We start from the raw sequence: 18,631 nt of genomic DNA, 5'->3' as shown, positions 1-18,631 counted from the left end.
TTATATTTTATTTTTTAGAAAAAATAATTTCTTTTCATCGGATTTATCTTTTAAAAATATATAACCATTTTCATTAAAATTTTTTAAAGTTTCAATATTTTCAATTTTATTGTTAATTATATAATTTAATAATAAACCTCTAGCTTTTTTAGCTTCAGTACTTATATTTTTCTCTTCTTTATTTATTAATTGCCTAAATTCTATATTAATAATATTAAATTTTTTATAATCTAAAATTTTAGAAAATTCTTTTGATGCAAGATTTATAAAAATTTCATTTGAATATTTTTGAAGATAATTATTGATATCAGAACTCCAAAATTTATATAAATTATTTTCTAGAATATTGTTAGTCATATCTAGTCTATATTTTTTTATTCTAGTATTAGGAGAAAGAATACCATAAAATGCTGACAAAACAAATAAATTATTTAATAAATATTCTAATTGAGATTTAGAATATCTATTAAGTTCTAATTGTCTAAAAGCAACACCATCATATAAAGAGATAGCTGGATATTCTTTTAATAATTCAAATTCTTGAATATTTTTAAAAGTTTCTTCTAAAATTTTCCCTTTTATTTTAAAAATCTTTTCTATATCTTCAATAGAAAGTTGCTTTAATTTTTTTATAATAATATCAGTTTTATTTTTTAATAATGGATTTTTAGTTTCTAAAAAATTAAGTTTTTTATCTAGCATGGTTTTACTTGGAGAAAAAATTATTTTCATTTTTGGCCTCGCTTTTTTAATATATTATATCATATTTTTCTTAAATTTCTTTAGAAATAAGATTTCCCATTTCAGATGTTGTAACTTTTAAATCCCCTTCTTTATATAAATCACAAGTTCTATATCCCTTTTCTAAAACTTTTTTTACAGCATTTTCAATTGAATCAGCTTCTTTAGAAAGATTAAAAGAGTATCTCAACATCATAGCTGCTGATAAAATAGTAGCTATAGGATTTGCAATTCCCTTACCAGCTATATCTGGAGCTGAACCATGACTTGGTTCATAAAGACTAGCTTTACCATCTCCAAGACTTGCAGAAGGCAACATTCCTATTGAACCAGTTAGCATAGAAGCTTCATCAGATAAAATATCTCCAAAAGTATTTTCTGTTAATATAACATCAAATTGTTTAGGATTAATTATTAATTGCATAGCTGCATTGTCTACATACATATGTTCTACTTTGACTTCTGTATATCTTTGACCTATTTCGTTTACAATATCTCTCCATAGTTTAGATGTATCTAAAACATTTCTTTTATCAACACTTATTAAATTTCCCCTTCTTTTTTTTGCTATTTCAAAAGCTTTTTTTGTAATTCTTTCTATTTCTTTTCTTGAATAAGAAAGAACATCATAAGCTTTTTCATTATCTCTATATTTTTCACCAAAATATAACCCACCAGTTAATTCTCTAACAACCATAATATCTAAACCATTTCCAATTATTTCTGGTTTTAAAGGAGATGAATCTTTTAGAGTTTCAAATAAAACAGCTGGTCTTAAATTACAATATAATCCCATAGCTTTTCTTATTTGTAATAGTCCCATTTCAGGTCTATTTTTAGGGGTTATGTTATCCCATTTAGGTCCTCCTACTGCTCCTAAAAGAACAGCATCACTGTTTTTACAAAGTTCTATAGTATCTTCACTAAGAGGAACTCCATATTTATCTATTGATTCTCCACCAAGATAACCTCTTTCAAAAATAAAAGTATGTCCAAATCTTTTTCCTATTTTTTTTAAAATTTTTATTGCTTCATCTATAATTTCAGGACCTATTCCATCACCTTTTAAAATTCCTATATTAAAACTTTTTTTCTTTTCATATTCTTTAATTTTTTCATCATATTCTAAAGTTATTCCAATTGGGTCTAAACCTTTTAATAATTTTTCTTTCCAACTTTCTTCTAATGTAAAATAATATTCTTTATTTTTAGTAATAATTTTATTATTTTCTAAATCAATTGTTATTTTTTCATCACCAGAAAGTTTTGCCAATTCTTCTCTTTCAGATTTAGGTAAAATTATTGGAAGATGACCATTGTTAAGCCAATTCATATAGAAAATTCCAGAATATCCACCAGCTATTATTACATGAATTCCATAATCTTGTAAAGCCCAAGCAGCATGTTCTCTTGAAGAACCACAACCAAAATTTTCACCTGTTATTAAAATAGTACCTGATTTATATTCTGGTTTGTTTAAATTAAATTCCATATTTTCACTTCTATCTTCTTTATATCTCCATTCATCAAAAAGATATTCTCCAAATCCAGTTTTTTCTGTACTTTTTAAATATTGTTTTGGAATTAATTGGTCAGTATCTATATTATTGTGCATAACTGGAATAATAGTTCCTTCGTATTTTTTAAATGGTTTCATATTTGTTCCTCCCCAACTTCTTTTCTACTATCTACAAAATGTCCATATATAGCTGCTAAAACAGCCATTGCAGGACTGACTAAATGTGTTCTTGCTCCTTTTCCTTGTCTTCCTTCAAAGTTTCTATTTGAAGTAGAAGCACAATGTTCTCCAGAAGGGATTAAATCTGGGTTCATTCCTAAACAAGTTGAGCAACCAGCTTCTCTCCATTGGAATCCAGCTTCTTTAAATATTTTATCAATTCCCATTTTTTCAGCTTCTTTTTTCACAATTTGAGAACCAGGAACAACAATAGCAGTAATATTTTTATTTACTTTTCTTCCACGAATATATGAGGCTCCTACTATTAAATCACTTAATCTTCCATTAGTGCATGAACCAATAAAAACATGTTTTAATGGTATTTCTTTAGGAGAATCTCCAGGTTTTAAATCCATGTATTCATATGCTTTTTCATCATTTCTATCTTTTATTTGTGGAAAAACTCCAGTTATATCAATTGTCATTTCAGGAGAAGTTCCCCATGTAACTTGTGGAATTAAATTTGAAACATCTATTTCTATTAATTTATCATATGCTTCAATAGAATCTGTATAAAGTTCTTTCCATTCTTTGATTTTTTCCTCCCATTTTATACCTTTTGGTGCATATTGCTTTCCTTTTAAATATTCAAAAGTTTTTTCATCTGGAGCGATTATTCCACATTTTCCTCCTGCTTCAATTGCCATATTACAAATAGTAAGTCTTTCTTCCATATTCATATTTTCAATAGTATCCCCAAAGAATTCAAAAGCATATCCATTTCCAATAGCAACACCATAAGTTCTTATAAAATATAAAATAACATCTTTTGCATAAACTCCTTTTGGCAATTTTCCAGTAACCTTTATTCCCATATTTTTAGGTTTCTTTTGCCATAAAGTTTGAGTAGCTAATACATGTTCTACTTCACTTGTTCCTATTCCAAATGCGATTGCTCCAAAAGCTCCATGCGTTGCTGTATGACTATCTCCACAAACAATTGTTTTTCCAGGTTGAGTTAATCCTTGTTCTGGACCAACTATGTGGACTATTCCATTTCTTGAGTCTTTCATATGAGCTAATTCTATATCAAATTCTTTACAATTTTTTTCTAAAGCTTCTAATTGAGCTCTAGATATCTCATCTTTTATATATTCTCTATCTTCTTTTATTGTTGGAGTATTATGGTCCATAGTTGCAAAACAAAGTTCTGGTCTTCTTACCTTTCTATTTTCCATTCTTAATCCTGAAAAAGCTTGTGGTGATGTTACTTCGTGTAAAAGATGTAAATCTATATATATTAATTGAGCTTCTCCCTCTTCTCCTATGATTACATGTTTTTCCCAAACTTTATCAAAAAGTGTTTTCATATCCTTCCCCCCTTAAATATATTGATAAAATCTATTAATAGCATTTATATAAGCTTTTATACTAGCTTCCACTATATCTGTACTTTGTCCTCTTCCGATTAATCTTTTTTCTCCTTTAGATACAACTACTGAAGATTGAGCTTGAGCATCTACATCTCCTGTTATAGCATCTAACTTGTATTCTTCCATTTTAAATTCTTCACCAATTATTTTATGAATAGCTTTGAATGAAGCATCTACTGGTCCATCTCCTTGAGCACTTTCAGATTTTTTATTATTTTCTACAAAAATATCTATACTAGCTTTAACTTTTCCATTTTCTCTTTTTATTTCAAAATTATCTAATCTAAATTTATTTGTGCTTACAGTGGCAGCATCATCAGCTATTAATGATAATATATCTTCATCTAAAATATATTTTTTCTTGTCTGCCAATTTCTTAAATTCAGAAAAAAGTTCTGATATTTTTTCATTTGTTAAACCTTTTATTCCTAAATTTTTTAATTTATCTTCAAAGGCATGTTTTCCAGAAAGTTTTCCTAAAACTAAAGAATCTGTTGAACGTCCTACTGTTTCAGGTTTCATAATTTCATAAGTTTCTGGATTAGATAAGACTCCATGTTGATGTATTCCAGATTCATGAGAAAAGGCATTTGTTCCTATTATTGCTTTATTTGGTTGAGGAATAACTCCTGTTAATAATCCTACTAATTTACTTGTAGGATAAAGTTGAGTTGTTTCTATATTAGTTATACAATCTTTAAAAATATCTTTTCTAGTATGAATAATCATAACAACTTCTTCTAAAGAGGTATTTCCAGCTCTTTCTCCTAATCCATTTATAGTACATTCTACTTGATTAGCTCCTCCTTGAATAGCTGCAATTGAGTTAGAAACGGAAAGTCCTAAATCATCATGACAATGGACAGAAATTTCAGCTTTTTCTATTCCTCTAATATTTTCTTTTAAATATTTTATAAGTTCAAAAACTTCTTGAGGAGTTCTATATCCTACAGTATCAGGGACATTTAAGACAACTGCTCCAGCTTCTACTGCGGTAGAATAAGCTTCTACTAAAAATTCTTTTTCTGTTCTAGTAGCATCTTCACATGAAAATTCAATTTCATTTACAAATGATTTTGCATATGCTACATTCTCTCTAATACTATTTATTATTTCTTCTTTATTCATTTTTAATTTAAATTCTCTATGAATAGGAGAAGTAGCAATAAATGTATGTATTCTTTTTTTCTCTGCTTCTTTTAAAGCTTCAGCTGCTCTTTCAATATCTTTTTTTACAAGTCTAGCTAAACTTGATATAGTAGATTTTTTAATCTCACTTGATATTAACTTAATAGCTTCAAAATCTCCTGGTGAAGCCATTGCAAATCCTGCTTCTATGACATCTACTCCTAATGTTTCTAATTGTTTTGCAATTCTTAATTTTTCTTCTGAATTTAGGTTTACACGAGGAGTTTGTTCTCCATCTCTTAATGTTGTGTCCACAATTTTTATCTTTCTCATAATTTCCTCCAAAAAAAAAGTTCAATAGAATTATTCCATTGAACTTTTAAGTATTTTATATAAAATTTATGTTTTACAAAATTAACTTACAAATATTATATCTGTAAGAGCAATAATTTAAATCTATTTTGTAATACAAAAAAATTATTAGTTAAACTAAGAAGAACTAATGGAATATTCTTAATTTTTATACTAATAAGTTTGTTGAGCATAAGTATTGACAAAATAGATGTATTTCTCATTTTTTTCTTTTCCTCCTTTTATTTTATTAAGTCTTAGTTTAGCAAAAAATTTTTTTTATGTAAAATATAAAAAATATAATAACACCATAAATTTTATTAATGAAATTTATTAAAGATTTTATATAAATTAATTTTCTTGTTCTTCTAATAGTTCTTTTTTTCTAAGATTTTCTCCTTTTAAAGTGTATACTAAATCTACTACTAAATGAATTATATGGTCAGAAAATCTTTCATACTTCTTAACTAAAGAAACTACCTCTAATAAAATTTCAGTTTCATTTGGATTTTCTTTAATACAATTAGCTATTTTAGAAACTATTTCATCAGTTTTTTTATTAATTTCTTCATCAGCAGATATTAATTCATAAAGGATAGTTTCATCAGAGGTAGCAAAAGATGTTACATAAGAATCAAATATTTTTTTTATTTTTATTAAATATTCATAAAAAGCTCCATCTAATCTAGAATTTATCTCAGGACTATTAGTTTCAATATTTTTAATAGCTCTAAAATTTGCTTTTAATATATCAGCCATTCTCTCTATCAATCTAACTCCATCTATAAGCATTATAAGTTCTCTAAGATTTTTAGCAGCTGGTTGAAATCTAGCTATACAGTTTATACAATCTTCTTTAACTTTAACCTCAAAAGCATTTATAACATCTTCAACTATAAAACATTCACCATATAGTTTAGGATTTACTTTTCCATCATGAATAGCTTCTAAATTTATTTCTAACATTCTATTTAAATGCTTTAACATTTCTAAATAGTGTTCGTTTAAACCAGTTAAACTTTCTTGTAAATTTCTCATTTAATTTTCCTCCTAAAAATAATTTTATTAAAAAAAGTACTTTTTATCCAAATTTTCCTGTAATATAATCCTCAGTTTTTTTATTATTAGGTGCTGTAAAGATAATTTCAGTTTTATCAAATTCCTCTAAAACTCCTTGATAGAAAAAACCTGTATATTCAGAAATTCTAGCAGCTTGTTGCATATTATGTGTTACTATGACAATACTATAATCTTTTTCTAATTGTCTTATAAGTTCTTCTATTTTTGAAGTAGAAATAGGGTCAAGAGCAGATGTTGGTTCATCCATTAAAAGTATTTCTGGTTTTATTGAAATTGCTCTTGCTATACAAAGTCTTTGTTGCTGTCCACCAGATAATCTTAAAGCTGATTCATGTAATTTATCTTTAACTTCATCCCACAATGCAACAGCTTTTAAAGAAGTTTCAACAATTTCATCTAATTTCTTTTTATCTTTTTCACCATGTAAAATAGGAGCAAAAGTTATATTATCATAGATACTTTTAGGGAAAGGATTTGGTTTTTGAAAAACCATACCTACTTTTTTTCTTAATTCTGTAACATCAAAAGAATCATCAAGTATATTTTTTCCATCAAATAAAACTTCTCCTTCATATCTTGTTCCAGAAATTAAATCATTCATTCTATTAAGAGATCTTAAAAAAGTAGATTTTCCACATCCAGAAGGACCAATAAGAGCAGTAACTTTATTTTTCTGGATTTGCATATTAATATTTTTTAAAGCTTTAAAATCTCCATAATAGAAGTTAAAGTTTTTAACTTCTATTCTATTGTTTTCCATAATTTTATTCACCTCTTATATATAAATTAATATTAATGTTTCTTTTTAAATCTATTTCTTACAAAAGCACCTAATAAATTAAATCCTATAGTTATAAAAACTAGAACAAATAATGTTCCATACATATTACTAGCAGGCATATTAGGAACTTGAGTAGAAATAACATATAAATGGTAGGGCAAGGCCATTACTTGGTCAAAAATTCCTGTAGGAAGGAATGGGAAATAAAATGCAGCAGCAGTAAACATTATTGGAGCTGTTTCTCCAGCTGCTCTTGATATACTTAAAATAATTCCTGTAAGAATTCCTGGAGCAGCAGCTGGTAAAACAACTTTATAAGTAGTTTCCCATTTTGTAGCTCCTAATCCCAAAGCTGCTTCTCTTAAAGTATTTGGAACACTAAGTAGAGCTTCTCTTACAGAAGTTATGATAACAGGTAGACACATAATCCCTAAAGTAAGAGAGCCTGATAAAATAGAAGAACCAAAATTTAAGAATATAACAAATAAAGCCATTCCAAATAATCCATAAATAATACTAGGAATTCCAGCAAGATTTATAATTGTTAAATTTATAAATCTTGTTAAAGGAGTATCTTTTGCATATTCAACTAGATAAACTCCTGTAAAAATTCCAAAAGGTACAGAAAATAATATAGTACCAATTGTTAAATAAATACTTCCAATTATAGCTGGGAATATTCCTCCACTTCTCATTCCATCAGTAGGCATTAAAAATAAGAAATCAAAATTTATAGACATAATTCCTTTTATAGATATGAAACCTAAAATTATAAAAATCGGTAATATTGTTAAAAAACCAATTATTCCAATTGCATATTTAAATATATTTTCTCCATTCTTTTTTACTATTAACATTTTTCACCTCTAATTTTTTAACTTACGAGCTTTAGTTACAAAATGGTCAGCTATAGTATTTGTAATAAAACTTATTAAGAATAAAATAATACCGATAGCAAATAGAGCAAAATAGTGGTCACTTCCTTGAACTACTTCTCCCATTTCAGCAGCAATTGTTGCTGTCATAGTTCTCACAGAAGAAAGTGGAGATTTTGCAATAATAGGAGCATTTCCAGTAACCATTAAAACTGTTAAAGTTTCTCCTATGATTCTACCAAACCCTAACATAATACCAGCAAAAATTCCTGGAAAAGCAGCTGGTAATAAAATATTAAAAATAGTTTCTATTTTTGTAGCTCCTAAAGCAAGAGAAGCTTCTTTGTATGATGGGTCCAAAGCGTTAAGGGCATCTTCTGTCATTGTTACAATAGTAGGAAGAGCCATAAAAGCAAGCATAATGGAACCAGTAAAACTTGTAAGACCACTATTTAGATTAAATAAATTTTTTATTGGACCTGATAAAACATATAGACCAATAAATCCAAGAACAACAGATGGAATTGCAGACATTATTTCAATTAATATTTTCATATTATTTTTTATTTTTCCAGGAGCATATTCAAAAATATAAACTGCTGTTAAAATTCCTAATGGAACTGAAATAAGAATTGCTACTATTGTTACCCAGAAAGAACCTACTAACAAAGGAATAAGTCCATATATTCCAGAAAGAGATATCCACTTAGTTCCAAATAAAAAATCTGATACACTAGAATGTTTAAAAAATTGAATACCGTTGATAAAAATAAACAAAAACATAACAAATATTATTACAATATTTAATATTCCTGTGGTCAAAAGAAATTTTTTAACAGATGAATCTAAAAATTTCCTTACATTATTCATAAGATAATTTCACCTCATTATAAAAATTTAAAATTGTTTACGGAAAGGATTATATAACATTTTTGTAAAGAGAAAGTAAATCTAATGTAAAAATTATGTAAAAATTTTTTTACATAGTTTTTACATTGGATTAATAATAGTTTAACAAAAAAAGTTTAAGATTAATTCTGTAAAAGATGTTAAACAATAAAAATTTAAATAAATATTTCAATGGAGGTAAATTTTATGAAAAAAACATTTTTGGCTAGTATTTTAGTATTAGGAGCATTATTAACAGGGTGTGGAGGAGCTAAAGAAAATAAAGTTATTCAAGTTAAAGGGTCAGATACTATTTTAAATGTAACACAAGGAATTTCAGAAGAATTTATGCAAAAGAATCCAAAAGCAAAAATAGCAGTTACTGGAGGAGGTTCAGGAGTTGGAATTTCTGCTTTACTTAATAAAACAACAGATATAGCAATGGCTTCAAGAGCTATGAAATCATCAGAATATGATAAAGCAAAAGAAATTGGATTATCTGTAGAAGAAGTAGTATTGGGATTTGATGGAATAACTCTTATAGTAAATGAAAAAAATCCTGTTAAAGGTTTAGATTCTATAACACTTGGAAAAATATTTAGAGGAGAAATAACTAACTGGAAAGAAGTTGGAGGAGAAGATGCTAAAATAGTTACTTTATCAAGAGATTCATCTTCAGGAACTCATGAATTTTTTAAAGAACATGTAGTTAGAGGTGGAGAAAAAAATAATTTGGAATATGGAAATGAAACATTATATATGCCATCAAATGAAGCAATAAAACAAGAAGTAAAATCCAATAAATATGCTATAGGATATATTGGAATGGGATATATGGATAATTCAGTTCATGCTTTAGCAGTTGATGGAATATTACCTACTAAAGAAAATGTTTCTAATAAAACTTATCCAATAGCAAGAGAGGTTTATTGGTATGTTCCAAGCAATAGAGAAGGTTCTTTAAAAGAATTAGTTGACTTTGCAGTTTCACCAGAAGGTCAAGGAATAGTAGAATCAGAAGGATTTATTAAAAGATAGTAAAAAACAAAAATAAATAGGATTTTATCTAACTCACTTAAAAAATTTTTTTAGGTGAGTTAGTTTGTGTTATAATAGAAAAGAGGTGAAAATAAAAATGAAAAAAGTTTTAATAGTAGAAGATGATTTAGAGATACAGGAATTAATTAAATATTTTTTTGAAAAAGAAAATTATAAAGTTGATAAAACTGATGATGGATTAAAAGCATTAAAAATTTTGAAAAAAGAAAAAAGTGATGTTATAATTTTAGATTTAATGTTACCTGGAATAGATGGAAAAAATTTTGCTAAAATAGTGAGAAGTTTACCAGAAGAATATGGAAATCCTAAAATAATAATGGTAACTGCAAAAACAGAAATAGAAGATGTATTAGAAGGTTTAGAAATAGGAGCTGACGATTATTTAAAAAAACCCTTTGACCCTAGAGAATTAGTTTTAAGAGTAAAAAAATTATTGAAAGAAGATAAACAAGAAAAAAAAGAAGAGAGAATATATAAGTTTTCTGATATAGAGTTAGATATAGATACACGTATGGTACTAGTAAAAGGGGAAGAAATAGAACTTTCTAAAAAAGAATATGATTTATTATTGTTATTAGTTAGAAATAAAGGATTAGTTGTAACAAGAGAAAAAATATTAGATGAAGTTTGGAATAGTAATTACTATACAGGAGATAGAACTGTTGATGTATATATTTCTAAACTTAGAGAAAAAATTCCTCTTTTATCAGATTCTATTCACACTGTGAAAGGAGTTGGTTATAAATTAAAAGAAAAGAAATAATAACAGGGATAATAATTCTATTTTTTGAAATAATTTTTGTTATTTTTAACTACCATTTACTTTCAAAAGTCTATGAAGAAAGAGAAAAGCAAATTTTAAAAGAGGATAGTCTTTTAGTAACTCTTATATCACAAGGAAGACCTTTTGAAGAGTATGGTAAACTATTTTCAAATAGTAATATAAGGTTTACCATAATAGATTATGAGGGAAAAGTTTATTTTGATTCTAAAGGAAATGAAAATTCAATGGATAACCATCTTGATAGACAAGAAGTTATATCAGCTTTGGCTGGTGATGAGGGATTTCATATAAGAAAAAGTAAAACTTTAGGAGAATATTATGCTTACTATGCTGTTAAATATGGAAAAGAAGATAAGTATATAATAAGAACTTCTACAAATTATTCTGATAAAAGGGACCAACTTATATATTTTGCTACAATTCTTACAACTTTTTTTATTGTATTGAATTGTATAATTCATTTTTTCTATATAAATTATTTAAAAAGAGATTTTGAAAATAAAATAAAGAAGATGAAAAGATATCTTGAAAAGGGAAATACAGAGAAACTTCTTTATTATAAAAAAGAAGAAAAATGGATATTTGAATTTTGGGAAGTTTTGAAAGAATGGCAAAAAAGAAATCTTGATAATATAGAAAAATTAGATTATGAAAAAAAACTTTTAAAATTAATAATTACTTCAGTAGATTCTTTTGTTGGTTTAATAGACCAAAATGGAGAATTTGTTTTAAGAAATAATTCATTGAATCATTTATTGATTTTAGATAATAAGAAATATACAAAAGCTTTTAAATATATAGAGATTATAGCAGTTATAAAAAAAAGTATTCAAGAAAAAAAAGATATTAGACAAGAAATATATATAAATGGAATAAAAGAATATTTTATAATAAGTGTAAAAAGTATAAAGAAAAATAATCAATTTTTAATTACTATAAAAGATATAACTAGCATTAGAAGAACAGTAGAAATACAGAAAACTTTTATAAGTAATGTAGGTCATGAATTAAAAACTCCTTTAACTAATATAAAGGGATATTTAATAGCTTTAGAAGATGCACCAAAAGAGATTAGAAAAAAATTTTTAGATATTGTAAAAAATAATGTAATAAAATTAGAAAATACTATAATAGATTTTTTAAATATTTCTAAAATAGAAAGTTCAAAAATTCTTCAAATTATGCCTGAAGAAATCTATAAAATAGAAAAACAAGTAAATGATAGTGTGGCGATTATAAAAAAAGAAAAAAATGCAGAGATAGAATTTCATTGGGATTTACTTTCAATAAATCAAGGATTTATAAATACAGACAAAGAGAAATTAATTCTTATTTTAAAAAATTTAGTTGAAAATGGAATTATATATAATCATTCAGATAACCCTAAAATAGATATTTTTATATTAGAAGAAAAAGATAAATATAAATTTAAAATAAAGGATAATGGAATAGGAATCCCAGAAGATAAATTAAAAAAAGTTTTTGAAAGATTTTATAGAGTAGATAAAGCTAGAACAAGTAATTTAGGCGGAACAGGATTGGGATTATCTATAGTTAAAGAGGTAGTAGACCAATTTGGTGGAGAAATAAAAGTAGAATCTAAAGAACAAGGGGGAAGTATTTTTAAATTTTATTTAATGAAATAAAATAAAAGGGATTATTGCAAATAAAATGCAAGAATCCCTTTTATTAATTTAAAATATTATTTTACTTCTTTTTTCATATAAAACTGTATTTTGCCAAATACCAAAAATATCTTTTGCTATTTTTTCTCTGTGTCCAACTTGACGAAAACCACATTTTTCATGTAATTTTATGCTATTTATATTACTACTAATTATAGAAGATATTAAAGACCAATAACCTTTTTTCTCACTTTCTTTGACTAAATAATTAAGTAAAAATTTTCCAGCTCCAATATTTCTATATTTTTGATGAATATAAATACTGACTTCTACTACACCTTTATAAACTTCCCTTGATGATGTAGGACTTAAAGAGCACCAACCTATAATTTTTTTATCTTTTTCTATTATATATCTACAATCTTTTAAATGACTTTTATCCCAATTTTCATAAGTTGGAACTTCTTTTGTAAAAGTTGATTTTCCTTCTATAAGAGCTTGTTCGTAAATTTCTTTTACAAATTCCCAGTCATTTTCTACCATTTCTCTTATATTAAACATTAATCTCACCTTTTTTCTCTTTTATATTAAAAAATAAAGCATATGCTACAGGGAAAATAAATAGAGTTAATACAGTAGAAACAAATAATCCAAATATAATTGTTGCTGCCATATCTCCATATAATGGGTCCCATAAAAGAGGAATCATTCCAAGAATAGTAGTAAGAGCAGCTAAAGTTACAGACCTAATTCTACTAATAGCTGAGTCAATAAGAGCTATAAATTTATCTTTTTTCAAAATATTAATTTCATAGTTAATTTCATCAACTAAAACTATCATATTTTTTATCATCATTCCAGAAAGAGAAACAAGTCCAATAGTGGACATAAATCCAAAACTTTTACCAGTAATAAATAATCCAGGCGCTACTCCAATAAGAGCTAGTGGAAGAGCAGAAAATATTAAAAGAGGAATTCTTATACTAGCGAAAAGTAAAACACAAATTGTAAACATTATAATTACAGGTAAAGGAACAGCTTTTAATAGAGCTAAGACATTTTTAGTTTGTTCTTCATATTCACCTAGCCAAGTAAGCTTATATCCTTTTGGTAATTCTATAGAGTTTATTTCTTTTTTAAATTCATTTCTAACTTCTTCAGCATTAACTTCCATAGGAATATCACATTGAACAGTAATAGTTCTTACTCTATTTCTTCTCCAGATTTGGCCCTCTTCAAAAGTTAATTTTTCATTATTTAGCATATTAGCTAGAGGTAAAGCTTGTAAATTCACTCCCCAAATAGGAGTTTGAGTAATATTATTAATTTGATTTTTTATATCACTAGTTTCTTTTAACACAACAGCCACAGAATTATCTCCTTCTTGAATTTTTCCAATAGGAATTCCATTTGTAGTTCTCATAAGTCCTGTTGTAATATCGATAGGAGTTACATTATTTCTAATACCTTTTGATTGAGAATAATCTCCTTCCCAAACTAAAAGTTTATTTCTCCAATCTGTTTTAGCTGTAAGAATATATGGAGATTTTTTTACAATATCAATGGTTTTATCTGCTAACTCTCTAAGAATTTGAGGGTCTGGGCCTGAGAAAGCAATCTCTATTGGATATTCAGTAGGAACTCCATTTGGATATTTTTTAGAAGTAACCACTATTCCAGGAAGATTTTTATTTGCATAATCAAGAGCTAAATCAGAAACTTTTTTAAGATTTTTTAATTTATCAATATTAATTATAAGTTCTCCATAAGATGAATTTGGCATTTCTGGAATAGTACAAACATAATATCTTGCAGGAGAAGCTCCTATTGTAGATACTACTTTAGTTACATTTTCATTTTTTTGTAAGAAATCTCCAAGTTCTTTTGTAGCTTTTTCAACAACTTCTATTTTACTTCCTTCTGGTGCCCAAAGACTTATAGTAAATCCTTTTTTATCTGAATCAGGGAAAAAAGTTTTTGGAATTTTTATGAATATTAAAAGAGAAACTATAAAAGCTAATCCTAAAATAGAAAGAGTGGATTTTTTTCTATTTAATAGATAATATAATAAATTCCTTAATTTATTGTAAATTTTTTCTTCTCTTTCACTAGGAGCTAAAATAGGTTCATCTTCTAAATATAATTTGCAATAAACAGGAGTTTGAGTAAGACATAAAATCCAACTTAACATTAGAGAAATTCCAATTACCCAGAAAGAAGAACTTACATATTCTCCTGTATAACTAGCCATTAGATAGGCTGGTAAAAAAGCAATAGCAGCTATAAATGTAGCTCCTAAAAGTGGTAGAGCTGGTTTATGAGTAGACTCTAAAAGAGCTTGTTCCATATCCATTCCAGAATTTCTTCTTACTAAAATTCCATCAACTATAACAATGGAGTTATCAACTAACATACCCATAGCAATTATAAAAGAACCTAACGAAACTCTTTGCATATCAATTTTCATAACAAGCATAAAAATTAAAGTTCCTAAAATTGAAAGAACAAGGTTAGTTCCAATTATAAGTCCACTTTTTACACCCATAGTAAGAAGTAAAATTCCTACAACAGTAATTATTGATAAAATAAGATTTAGTATAAAGTTGTTTATAGCTGATGTAACTAAATCAGGTTGATAATAAATTTTTTCTATATTTATTCCTGTTGGTAATTTTTCTTTTAGTTCAATAATTTTTTTATCAATTACTTTTCCTGTTTTTACTATGTTACTTCCAGTTTCTGGAGAAAGCGAAATTCCCATAGCCATTTTACCATTATAAAACATTTTTTGAGATATTGGCTTTGTATAATCTCTTTTAAAAGTTGCAATATCTTTTAGACGTACAATTTCATCATTTCCATCAGGAAGTTTTTTAGAAAATATTATAAGGTTTTCTAGTTTTTCCACAGTATTAACTTTATTATTAAGTCTAAGATTAACTCTTAAATCTCCATAATCAATAGTTCCTCCACCTGTTATAATATTTTCACTAAGTAGAGAAGTAGCAATAAGTTTTGGACTTATTCCCATAGAATTTATTTTTTCTCTATCAATTATAACTTCAATAGCATCAGTTAATTTACCAAATTGAGTAACTTGAGCAACTCCATTTATAGAGTTTAATTCTTTTGTGATATAATCAGTATATTTTCTAAGTTCAGAATAAGAATAACCATCACTTGTAACAGCTAAAAAAATACCATAAACAGCCCCATAATCATCTAATACAATAGATGGAAGAGTTCCTAAAGGTAAATTTATTTTAGCATCTTCAACTTTTTTTCTTAAATTATCCCAATATTGTTCAAGTTCATCACTAGGTAAAGATTCTTTTAATTTTATTTTTACTTGTGAATATCCAGGCTTAGATACACTTTGTAAAAAATCTATATTAGGAATTTTTTGTAAAGCTTCTTCTATTTTATTTGTAACTTGTAATTCTACAGTGTGAGCATCTGCATTAGGATATAAAGTAACTACCAAAGCTTCTTTTATTTTAAACTCTGGGTCTTCTAATTTTCCTAATCTAAAATAAGAAAATAATCCTCCTATCACTAAAAGAAAAACCATAAATTTTACAACAATTGTATTTTTTATTGAGTAATCTATAAATTTCATAAGCCACCTCTATAAAACATTTCCTATATTAGTTTTAGAAAAAGGCTCTAATAAATTTACTTTTTGATTTTCAGATAATTCATGCACACCTTTAGTTACAACTTTATCTCCTGGATTAATATTTTTAACAATTACCATTCCATCTAAATAAGGTTTTACTACTTCAATATTTTTAATATTGACAATTCCATCTTTATATATCCATACACTAGGTTTATTATTTTTTTCAAAAATAGCTTCTACAGGAATTATAATTCCTTTTTCTTCATTGGAATCAAAAGTTACAGATACAATTCCTTGAGAATCTACAGGAATATCTATGTCTTCTTCAAAATTAAAAATAACAGGATAAGTTAAATTTAAAGTACTTTTAACCCTACTTACATCAGATAATACAAGAGGGTATTTTTTATTATTATGTATAAAAGAAACTTCTTTTATATCTAAAAATTTATCTATATCTTTTTCAGAAATATTAATTTTTACTTTTGTTTTTCCTAAAGATGAAATTCCTACTACAGGAAAACCTGCTCCCACAACAGAGCCATTATCAGTAAATTTTTTATAAATATATCCATCATAAGGAGCTACTAAGTAAGTGTCTTTTAATTGATTTTGACAATTTTCAACTCCTTTTTTAGCTTCCTCATATTGTGACAACATAGCTTTTTCTTTTGAAATAGCAGCTTTGTAACTAGCTAAAACTTCATCATATTTTTTCTTTGGAATAGCTTTTTCTTTATATAAAACCTCAACTCTAGCAAATTGTTTTTTTGCATTGTCAGATATAGCTTTAGCAGCTTCATATCCATTTTTTGCCATAGTTTCCTTATTTTTAAAAGCTTCTAATTGTAAATTATAATCTCTTTGGTCAAGCTTAGCGATTATAGTTCCTTCACTGACAAAGGAACCTATTTCTACATTAAATTCATCTATAGGTCCAGCCACTCTAAAAGATAGATTAGCTTCTTTTTCAGGAGCAACCACTCCAGGATATTGATATTCTAAAGTTTTTGGAATTAGAGTAGCCTGAAAAGTTTCTACAGGTCTGATAATAGGTTCTATATCTTTTTTACAACCAGATATTAAAATTAAAAACATTAAAAAACTTAAAAATTTATATTTCATTATTTTTCTCTCCCTTCTTAAGAGGCTCTTTTCCCATAGCTATATTTAAAGCTCCTAATGCAATTTCATATTGAAAATCTGCTTTTTTCTTTAGACTTAAAGCTTGATTGTAACTAGCTAAAGTTTTAAAATATTCTTCATCATCTATCATATCAACTTTTTTCTCAATTTTTTTCTGTCTAAGTTTTCCCTCTTCAGCTTTAAAGTTAAGATTTGCTATTTCACACATCTCTATAGATTTTACGACATTGTTATAGGCTTTTGTTGTTTCAATAACAGTTGTTAAAAATTCTTTTTCTAATTTTAATTCAGCTATTTTTTGCTGTCTAACAGCTTTTTTATATTCATTTATATTTTTAAATCCATTGAAAATTGATAAAATTCCACTAACATTTCCGTATAAAAAACTTGGGTCAGCAAAAATTTCATTACTATTATTTACATAACCACCACCTAAAATTATTTTAGGTAAGAAATTTGAAATTGCAATTTTTTTAACATCTTTACTAACATCTTTAGAAATAGAAGTGATTTTTAAAACTTCATTTCCAGAAATTGCTTGAAATATACATTCATCTAATGGTGGAAGAGAGGTAATATTTCCAACTTCAATATCTTCTAAAGTAAAGTTAGTCAAAGGACTAAGATTTAAAGATTTCATAAGATTCATTTTAGCTACTAATAAATCTCTTTGATTATTTTTTAAAGAAGATTCTTTAGCTTTCACCAATGTAGAGGCTTTATCAAGCTCCCAAGGAAGTATAGCATCAACTTTTAAAGAAACCTTAGCTTTTCTTTCTAATTCTTTTGCTGCTTTTAAATCATCTAATAAATATTTTTCTTCAGATTGTAGAGCTAAAATATAATAATATTCTCCTGTAACTTGTAAAGTTGTAAGTTTAGTTGTTAGATTTTCTACAAGTTCACTAATCTTTTCTCCCTTTTGTCTAGCAGAATATAAAAACCATATTGATGGAACAAAAACAGGAATTTGTACTCCTACTCCATAAGCATAAAAACTTTCATCAACAAGTCTTGAAGAAAGAGAATTAGGTAAAATTCCTGGAGGTATTGGAATTGGGAAAAAACTAGTAAGAGAACTTGTATCAATATTAATATCAATATTATTATCTAATTTTGTATAACCTCCTAAAACATTAATTGAAGGCAAAAAATTTCCAAAGGCAATTTTTTTGTCTAAAGTAGCAATTTCTCTTTCTAATTGTTTTATTTTTAAATCTAAATTTCTTTCTCTATTTATTTCTAAAATTTCATCTAAAGACAGAGTATCTCCATATTTTTTTAAATACTCTTTTTCTGTTAGAGTGTTTTCTTTATTGAGATTTTTTCTAGTATCTTGATTAGAACAACCTAAAATAAAAAGAGAAAAACAAAGAAGAAAAATCTTTTTTTTCATTGTAAGTACCACCTTTAAAAATTTATAAAATAACATAAATTTAT

Annotated in this window: 15 protein-coding genes and 1 pseudogene; 3 read left to right on the top strand and 13 right to left on the bottom strand. The window is 26.3% G+C overall.

Going from position 1 to position 18,631, the window contains the following annotated elements:
- The 9 genes and pseudogenes from T364_RS0108990 to pstC all read right to left on the bottom strand — a co-directional run bounded on the left by T364_RS0108990 (position 1) and on the right by pstC (position 8,937).
- Complete coding sequence (locus tag T364_RS0108990) at positions 1–732, bottom strand: YaaA family protein (protein WP_027129296.1); 732 nt, start codon at positions 730–732, stop codon at positions 1–3.
- Between the two features lie 40 nt (positions 733–772).
- Entirely contained in the window at positions 773–1,852 is a 1,080-nt protein-coding gene (leuB, locus tag T364_RS11325; protein ID WP_027129295.1) for a 3-isopropylmalate dehydrogenase, read from the bottom strand.
- Positions 1,832–2,398 (bottom strand): annotated as a pseudogene (gene leuD, locus T364_RS11320) (3-isopropylmalate dehydratase small subunit); the annotation flags it as partial. The pseudogene leuD and the gene leuB, both read right to left, overlap by 21 nt.
- Positions 2,395–3,789, bottom strand: coding sequence for a 3-isopropylmalate dehydratase large subunit (gene leuC, locus T364_RS0108980; RefSeq protein WP_027129294.1), 1,395 nt, complete (start codon positions 3,787–3,789; stop codon positions 2,395–2,397). The gene leuC and the pseudogene leuD, both read right to left, overlap by 4 nt.
- Before the next feature lie 12 nt (positions 3,790–3,801).
- Positions 3,802–5,313 (bottom strand): 2-isopropylmalate synthase, encoded by a 1,512-nt coding sequence (locus tag T364_RS0108975; protein ID WP_027129293.1) that lies wholly within the window; start codon positions 5,311–5,313, stop codon positions 3,802–3,804.
- A 369-nt stretch (positions 5,314–5,682) separates the two neighbouring features.
- On the bottom strand, positions 5,683–6,369 hold the full coding sequence (locus tag T364_RS0108965) for a PhoU domain-containing protein (protein ID WP_027129292.1): 687 nt from the start codon (positions 6,367–6,369) through the stop codon (positions 5,683–5,685).
- Positions 6,370–6,412: 43 nt separating this feature from the next.
- Positions 6,413–7,171, bottom strand: a complete 759-nt coding sequence (gene pstB, locus T364_RS0108960) for a phosphate ABC transporter ATP-binding protein PstB (protein ID WP_027129291.1) — start codon at positions 7,169–7,171, stop codon at positions 6,413–6,415.
- 32 nt (positions 7,172–7,203) lie between these two features.
- Positions 7,204–8,049, bottom strand: coding sequence for a phosphate ABC transporter permease PstA (gene pstA, locus T364_RS0108955; protein ID WP_027129290.1), 846 nt, complete (start codon positions 8,047–8,049; stop codon positions 7,204–7,206).
- 9 nt (positions 8,050–8,058) lie between these two features.
- Positions 8,059–8,937, bottom strand: a complete 879-nt coding sequence (gene pstC / locus T364_RS0108950) for a phosphate ABC transporter permease subunit PstC (protein ID WP_027129289.1) — start codon at positions 8,935–8,937, stop codon at positions 8,059–8,061.
- Positions 8,938–9,162: 225 nt separating this feature from the next.
- Here pstC and T364_RS0108945 point away from each other — a divergent pair, with 225 nt between their 5' ends.
- From T364_RS0108945 to T364_RS0108935, 3 genes are all read left to right on the top strand, one after another.
- Complete coding sequence (locus T364_RS0108945; protein WP_027129288.1) at positions 9,163–9,993, top strand: phosphate ABC transporter substrate-binding protein; 831 nt, start codon at positions 9,163–9,165, stop codon at positions 9,991–9,993.
- Between the two features lie 97 nt (positions 9,994–10,090).
- On the top strand, positions 10,091–10,777 hold the full coding sequence (locus tag T364_RS0108940) for a response regulator transcription factor (RefSeq protein WP_035945609.1): 687 nt from the start codon (positions 10,091–10,093) through the stop codon (positions 10,775–10,777).
- A gap of 245 nt (positions 10,778–11,022) precedes the next feature.
- Entirely contained in the window at positions 11,023–12,444 is a 1,422-nt protein-coding gene (locus tag T364_RS0108935; RefSeq protein WP_245596697.1) for a sensor histidine kinase, read from the top strand.
- A 48-nt stretch (positions 12,445–12,492) separates the two neighbouring features.
- On the opposite strand, the gene T364_RS0108930 is transcribed toward T364_RS0108935, so the two are convergent.
- Genes T364_RS0108930 through T364_RS0108915 form a run of 4 tightly spaced genes read right to left on the bottom strand, consistent with a single transcriptional unit; the run spans position 12,493 to position 18,587 of the window.
- Complete coding sequence (locus T364_RS0108930) at positions 12,493–12,984, bottom strand: GNAT family N-acetyltransferase (RefSeq protein WP_035945607.1); 492 nt, start codon at positions 12,982–12,984, stop codon at positions 12,493–12,495.
- Positions 12,977–16,042, bottom strand: a complete 3,066-nt coding sequence (locus T364_RS0108925) for an efflux RND transporter permease subunit (protein WP_027129284.1) — start codon at positions 16,040–16,042, stop codon at positions 12,977–12,979. Before T364_RS0108925 ends, T364_RS0108930 begins: the two co-directional genes overlap by 8 nt.
- Before the next feature lie 9 nt (positions 16,043–16,051).
- Complete coding sequence (locus tag T364_RS0108920) at positions 16,052–17,170, bottom strand: efflux RND transporter periplasmic adaptor subunit (RefSeq protein WP_027129283.1); 1,119 nt, start codon at positions 17,168–17,170, stop codon at positions 16,052–16,054.
- Positions 17,160–18,587: a TolC family protein gene (locus T364_RS0108915; RefSeq protein WP_027129282.1), complete on the bottom strand. Its 1,428-nt coding sequence runs from the start codon at positions 18,585–18,587 to the stop codon at positions 17,160–17,162. Before T364_RS0108915 ends, T364_RS0108920 begins: the two co-directional genes overlap by 11 nt.
- Positions 18,588–18,631: the final 44 nt, after the last annotated feature.

The organism is Fusobacterium perfoetens ATCC 29250 (genome assembly GCF_000622245.1).
Taxonomy (GTDB): Bacteria; Fusobacteriota; Fusobacteriia; order Fusobacteriales; family Fusobacteriaceae; genus Fusobacterium_B; species Fusobacterium_B perfoetens.
This window is presented reverse-complemented; position numbering and strand designations above follow the sequence as displayed.

Bases quoted from the DNA above. Each gene is read 5' to 3' on its own strand.
- T364_RS0108990 (WP_027129296.1), bottom strand. From the start codon at position 732: ATGAAAATAATTTTTTCTCCAAGTAAAACCATGCTAGATAAAAAACTT.
- leuC (WP_027129294.1), bottom strand. From the start codon at position 3,789: ATGAAAACACTTTTTGATAAAGTTTGGGAAAAACATGTAATCATAGGA.
- T364_RS0108975 (WP_027129293.1), bottom strand. From the start codon at position 5,313: ATGAGAAAGATAAAAATTGTGGACACAACATTAAGAGATGGAGAACAA.
- T364_RS0108965 (WP_027129292.1), bottom strand. From the start codon at position 6,369: ATGAGAAATTTACAAGAAAGTTTAACTGGTTTAAACGAACACTATTTA.
- pstB (WP_027129291.1), bottom strand. From the start codon at position 7,171: ATGGAAAACAATAGAATAGAAGTTAAAAACTTTAACTTCTATTATGGA.
- pstA (WP_027129290.1), bottom strand. From the start codon at position 8,049: ATGTTAATAGTAAAAAAGAATGGAGAAAATATATTTAAATATGCAATT.
- pstC (WP_027129289.1), bottom strand. From the start codon at position 8,937: ATGAATAATGTAAGGAAATTTTTAGATTCATCTGTTAAAAAATTTCTT.
- T364_RS0108945 (WP_027129288.1), top strand. From the start codon at position 9,163: ATGAAAAAAACATTTTTGGCTAGTATTTTAGTATTAGGAGCATTATTA.
- T364_RS0108940 (WP_035945609.1), top strand. From the start codon at position 10,091: ATGAAAAAAGTTTTAATAGTAGAAGATGATTTAGAGATACAGGAATTA.
- T364_RS0108935 (WP_245596697.1), top strand. From the start codon at position 11,023: ATGGATAACCATCTTGATAGACAAGAAGTTATATCAGCTTTGGCTGGT.
- T364_RS0108930 (WP_035945607.1), bottom strand. From the start codon at position 12,984: ATGTTTAATATAAGAGAAATGGTAGAAAATGACTGGGAATTTGTAAAA.
- T364_RS0108925 (WP_027129284.1), bottom strand. From the start codon at position 16,042: ATGAAATTTATAGATTACTCAATAAAAAATACAATTGTTGTAAAATTT.
- T364_RS0108920 (WP_027129283.1), bottom strand. From the start codon at position 17,170: ATGAAATATAAATTTTTAAGTTTTTTAATGTTTTTAATTTTAATATCT.
- T364_RS0108915 (WP_027129282.1), bottom strand. From the start codon at position 18,587: ATGAAAAAAAAGATTTTTCTTCTTTGTTTTTCTCTTTTTATTTTAGGT.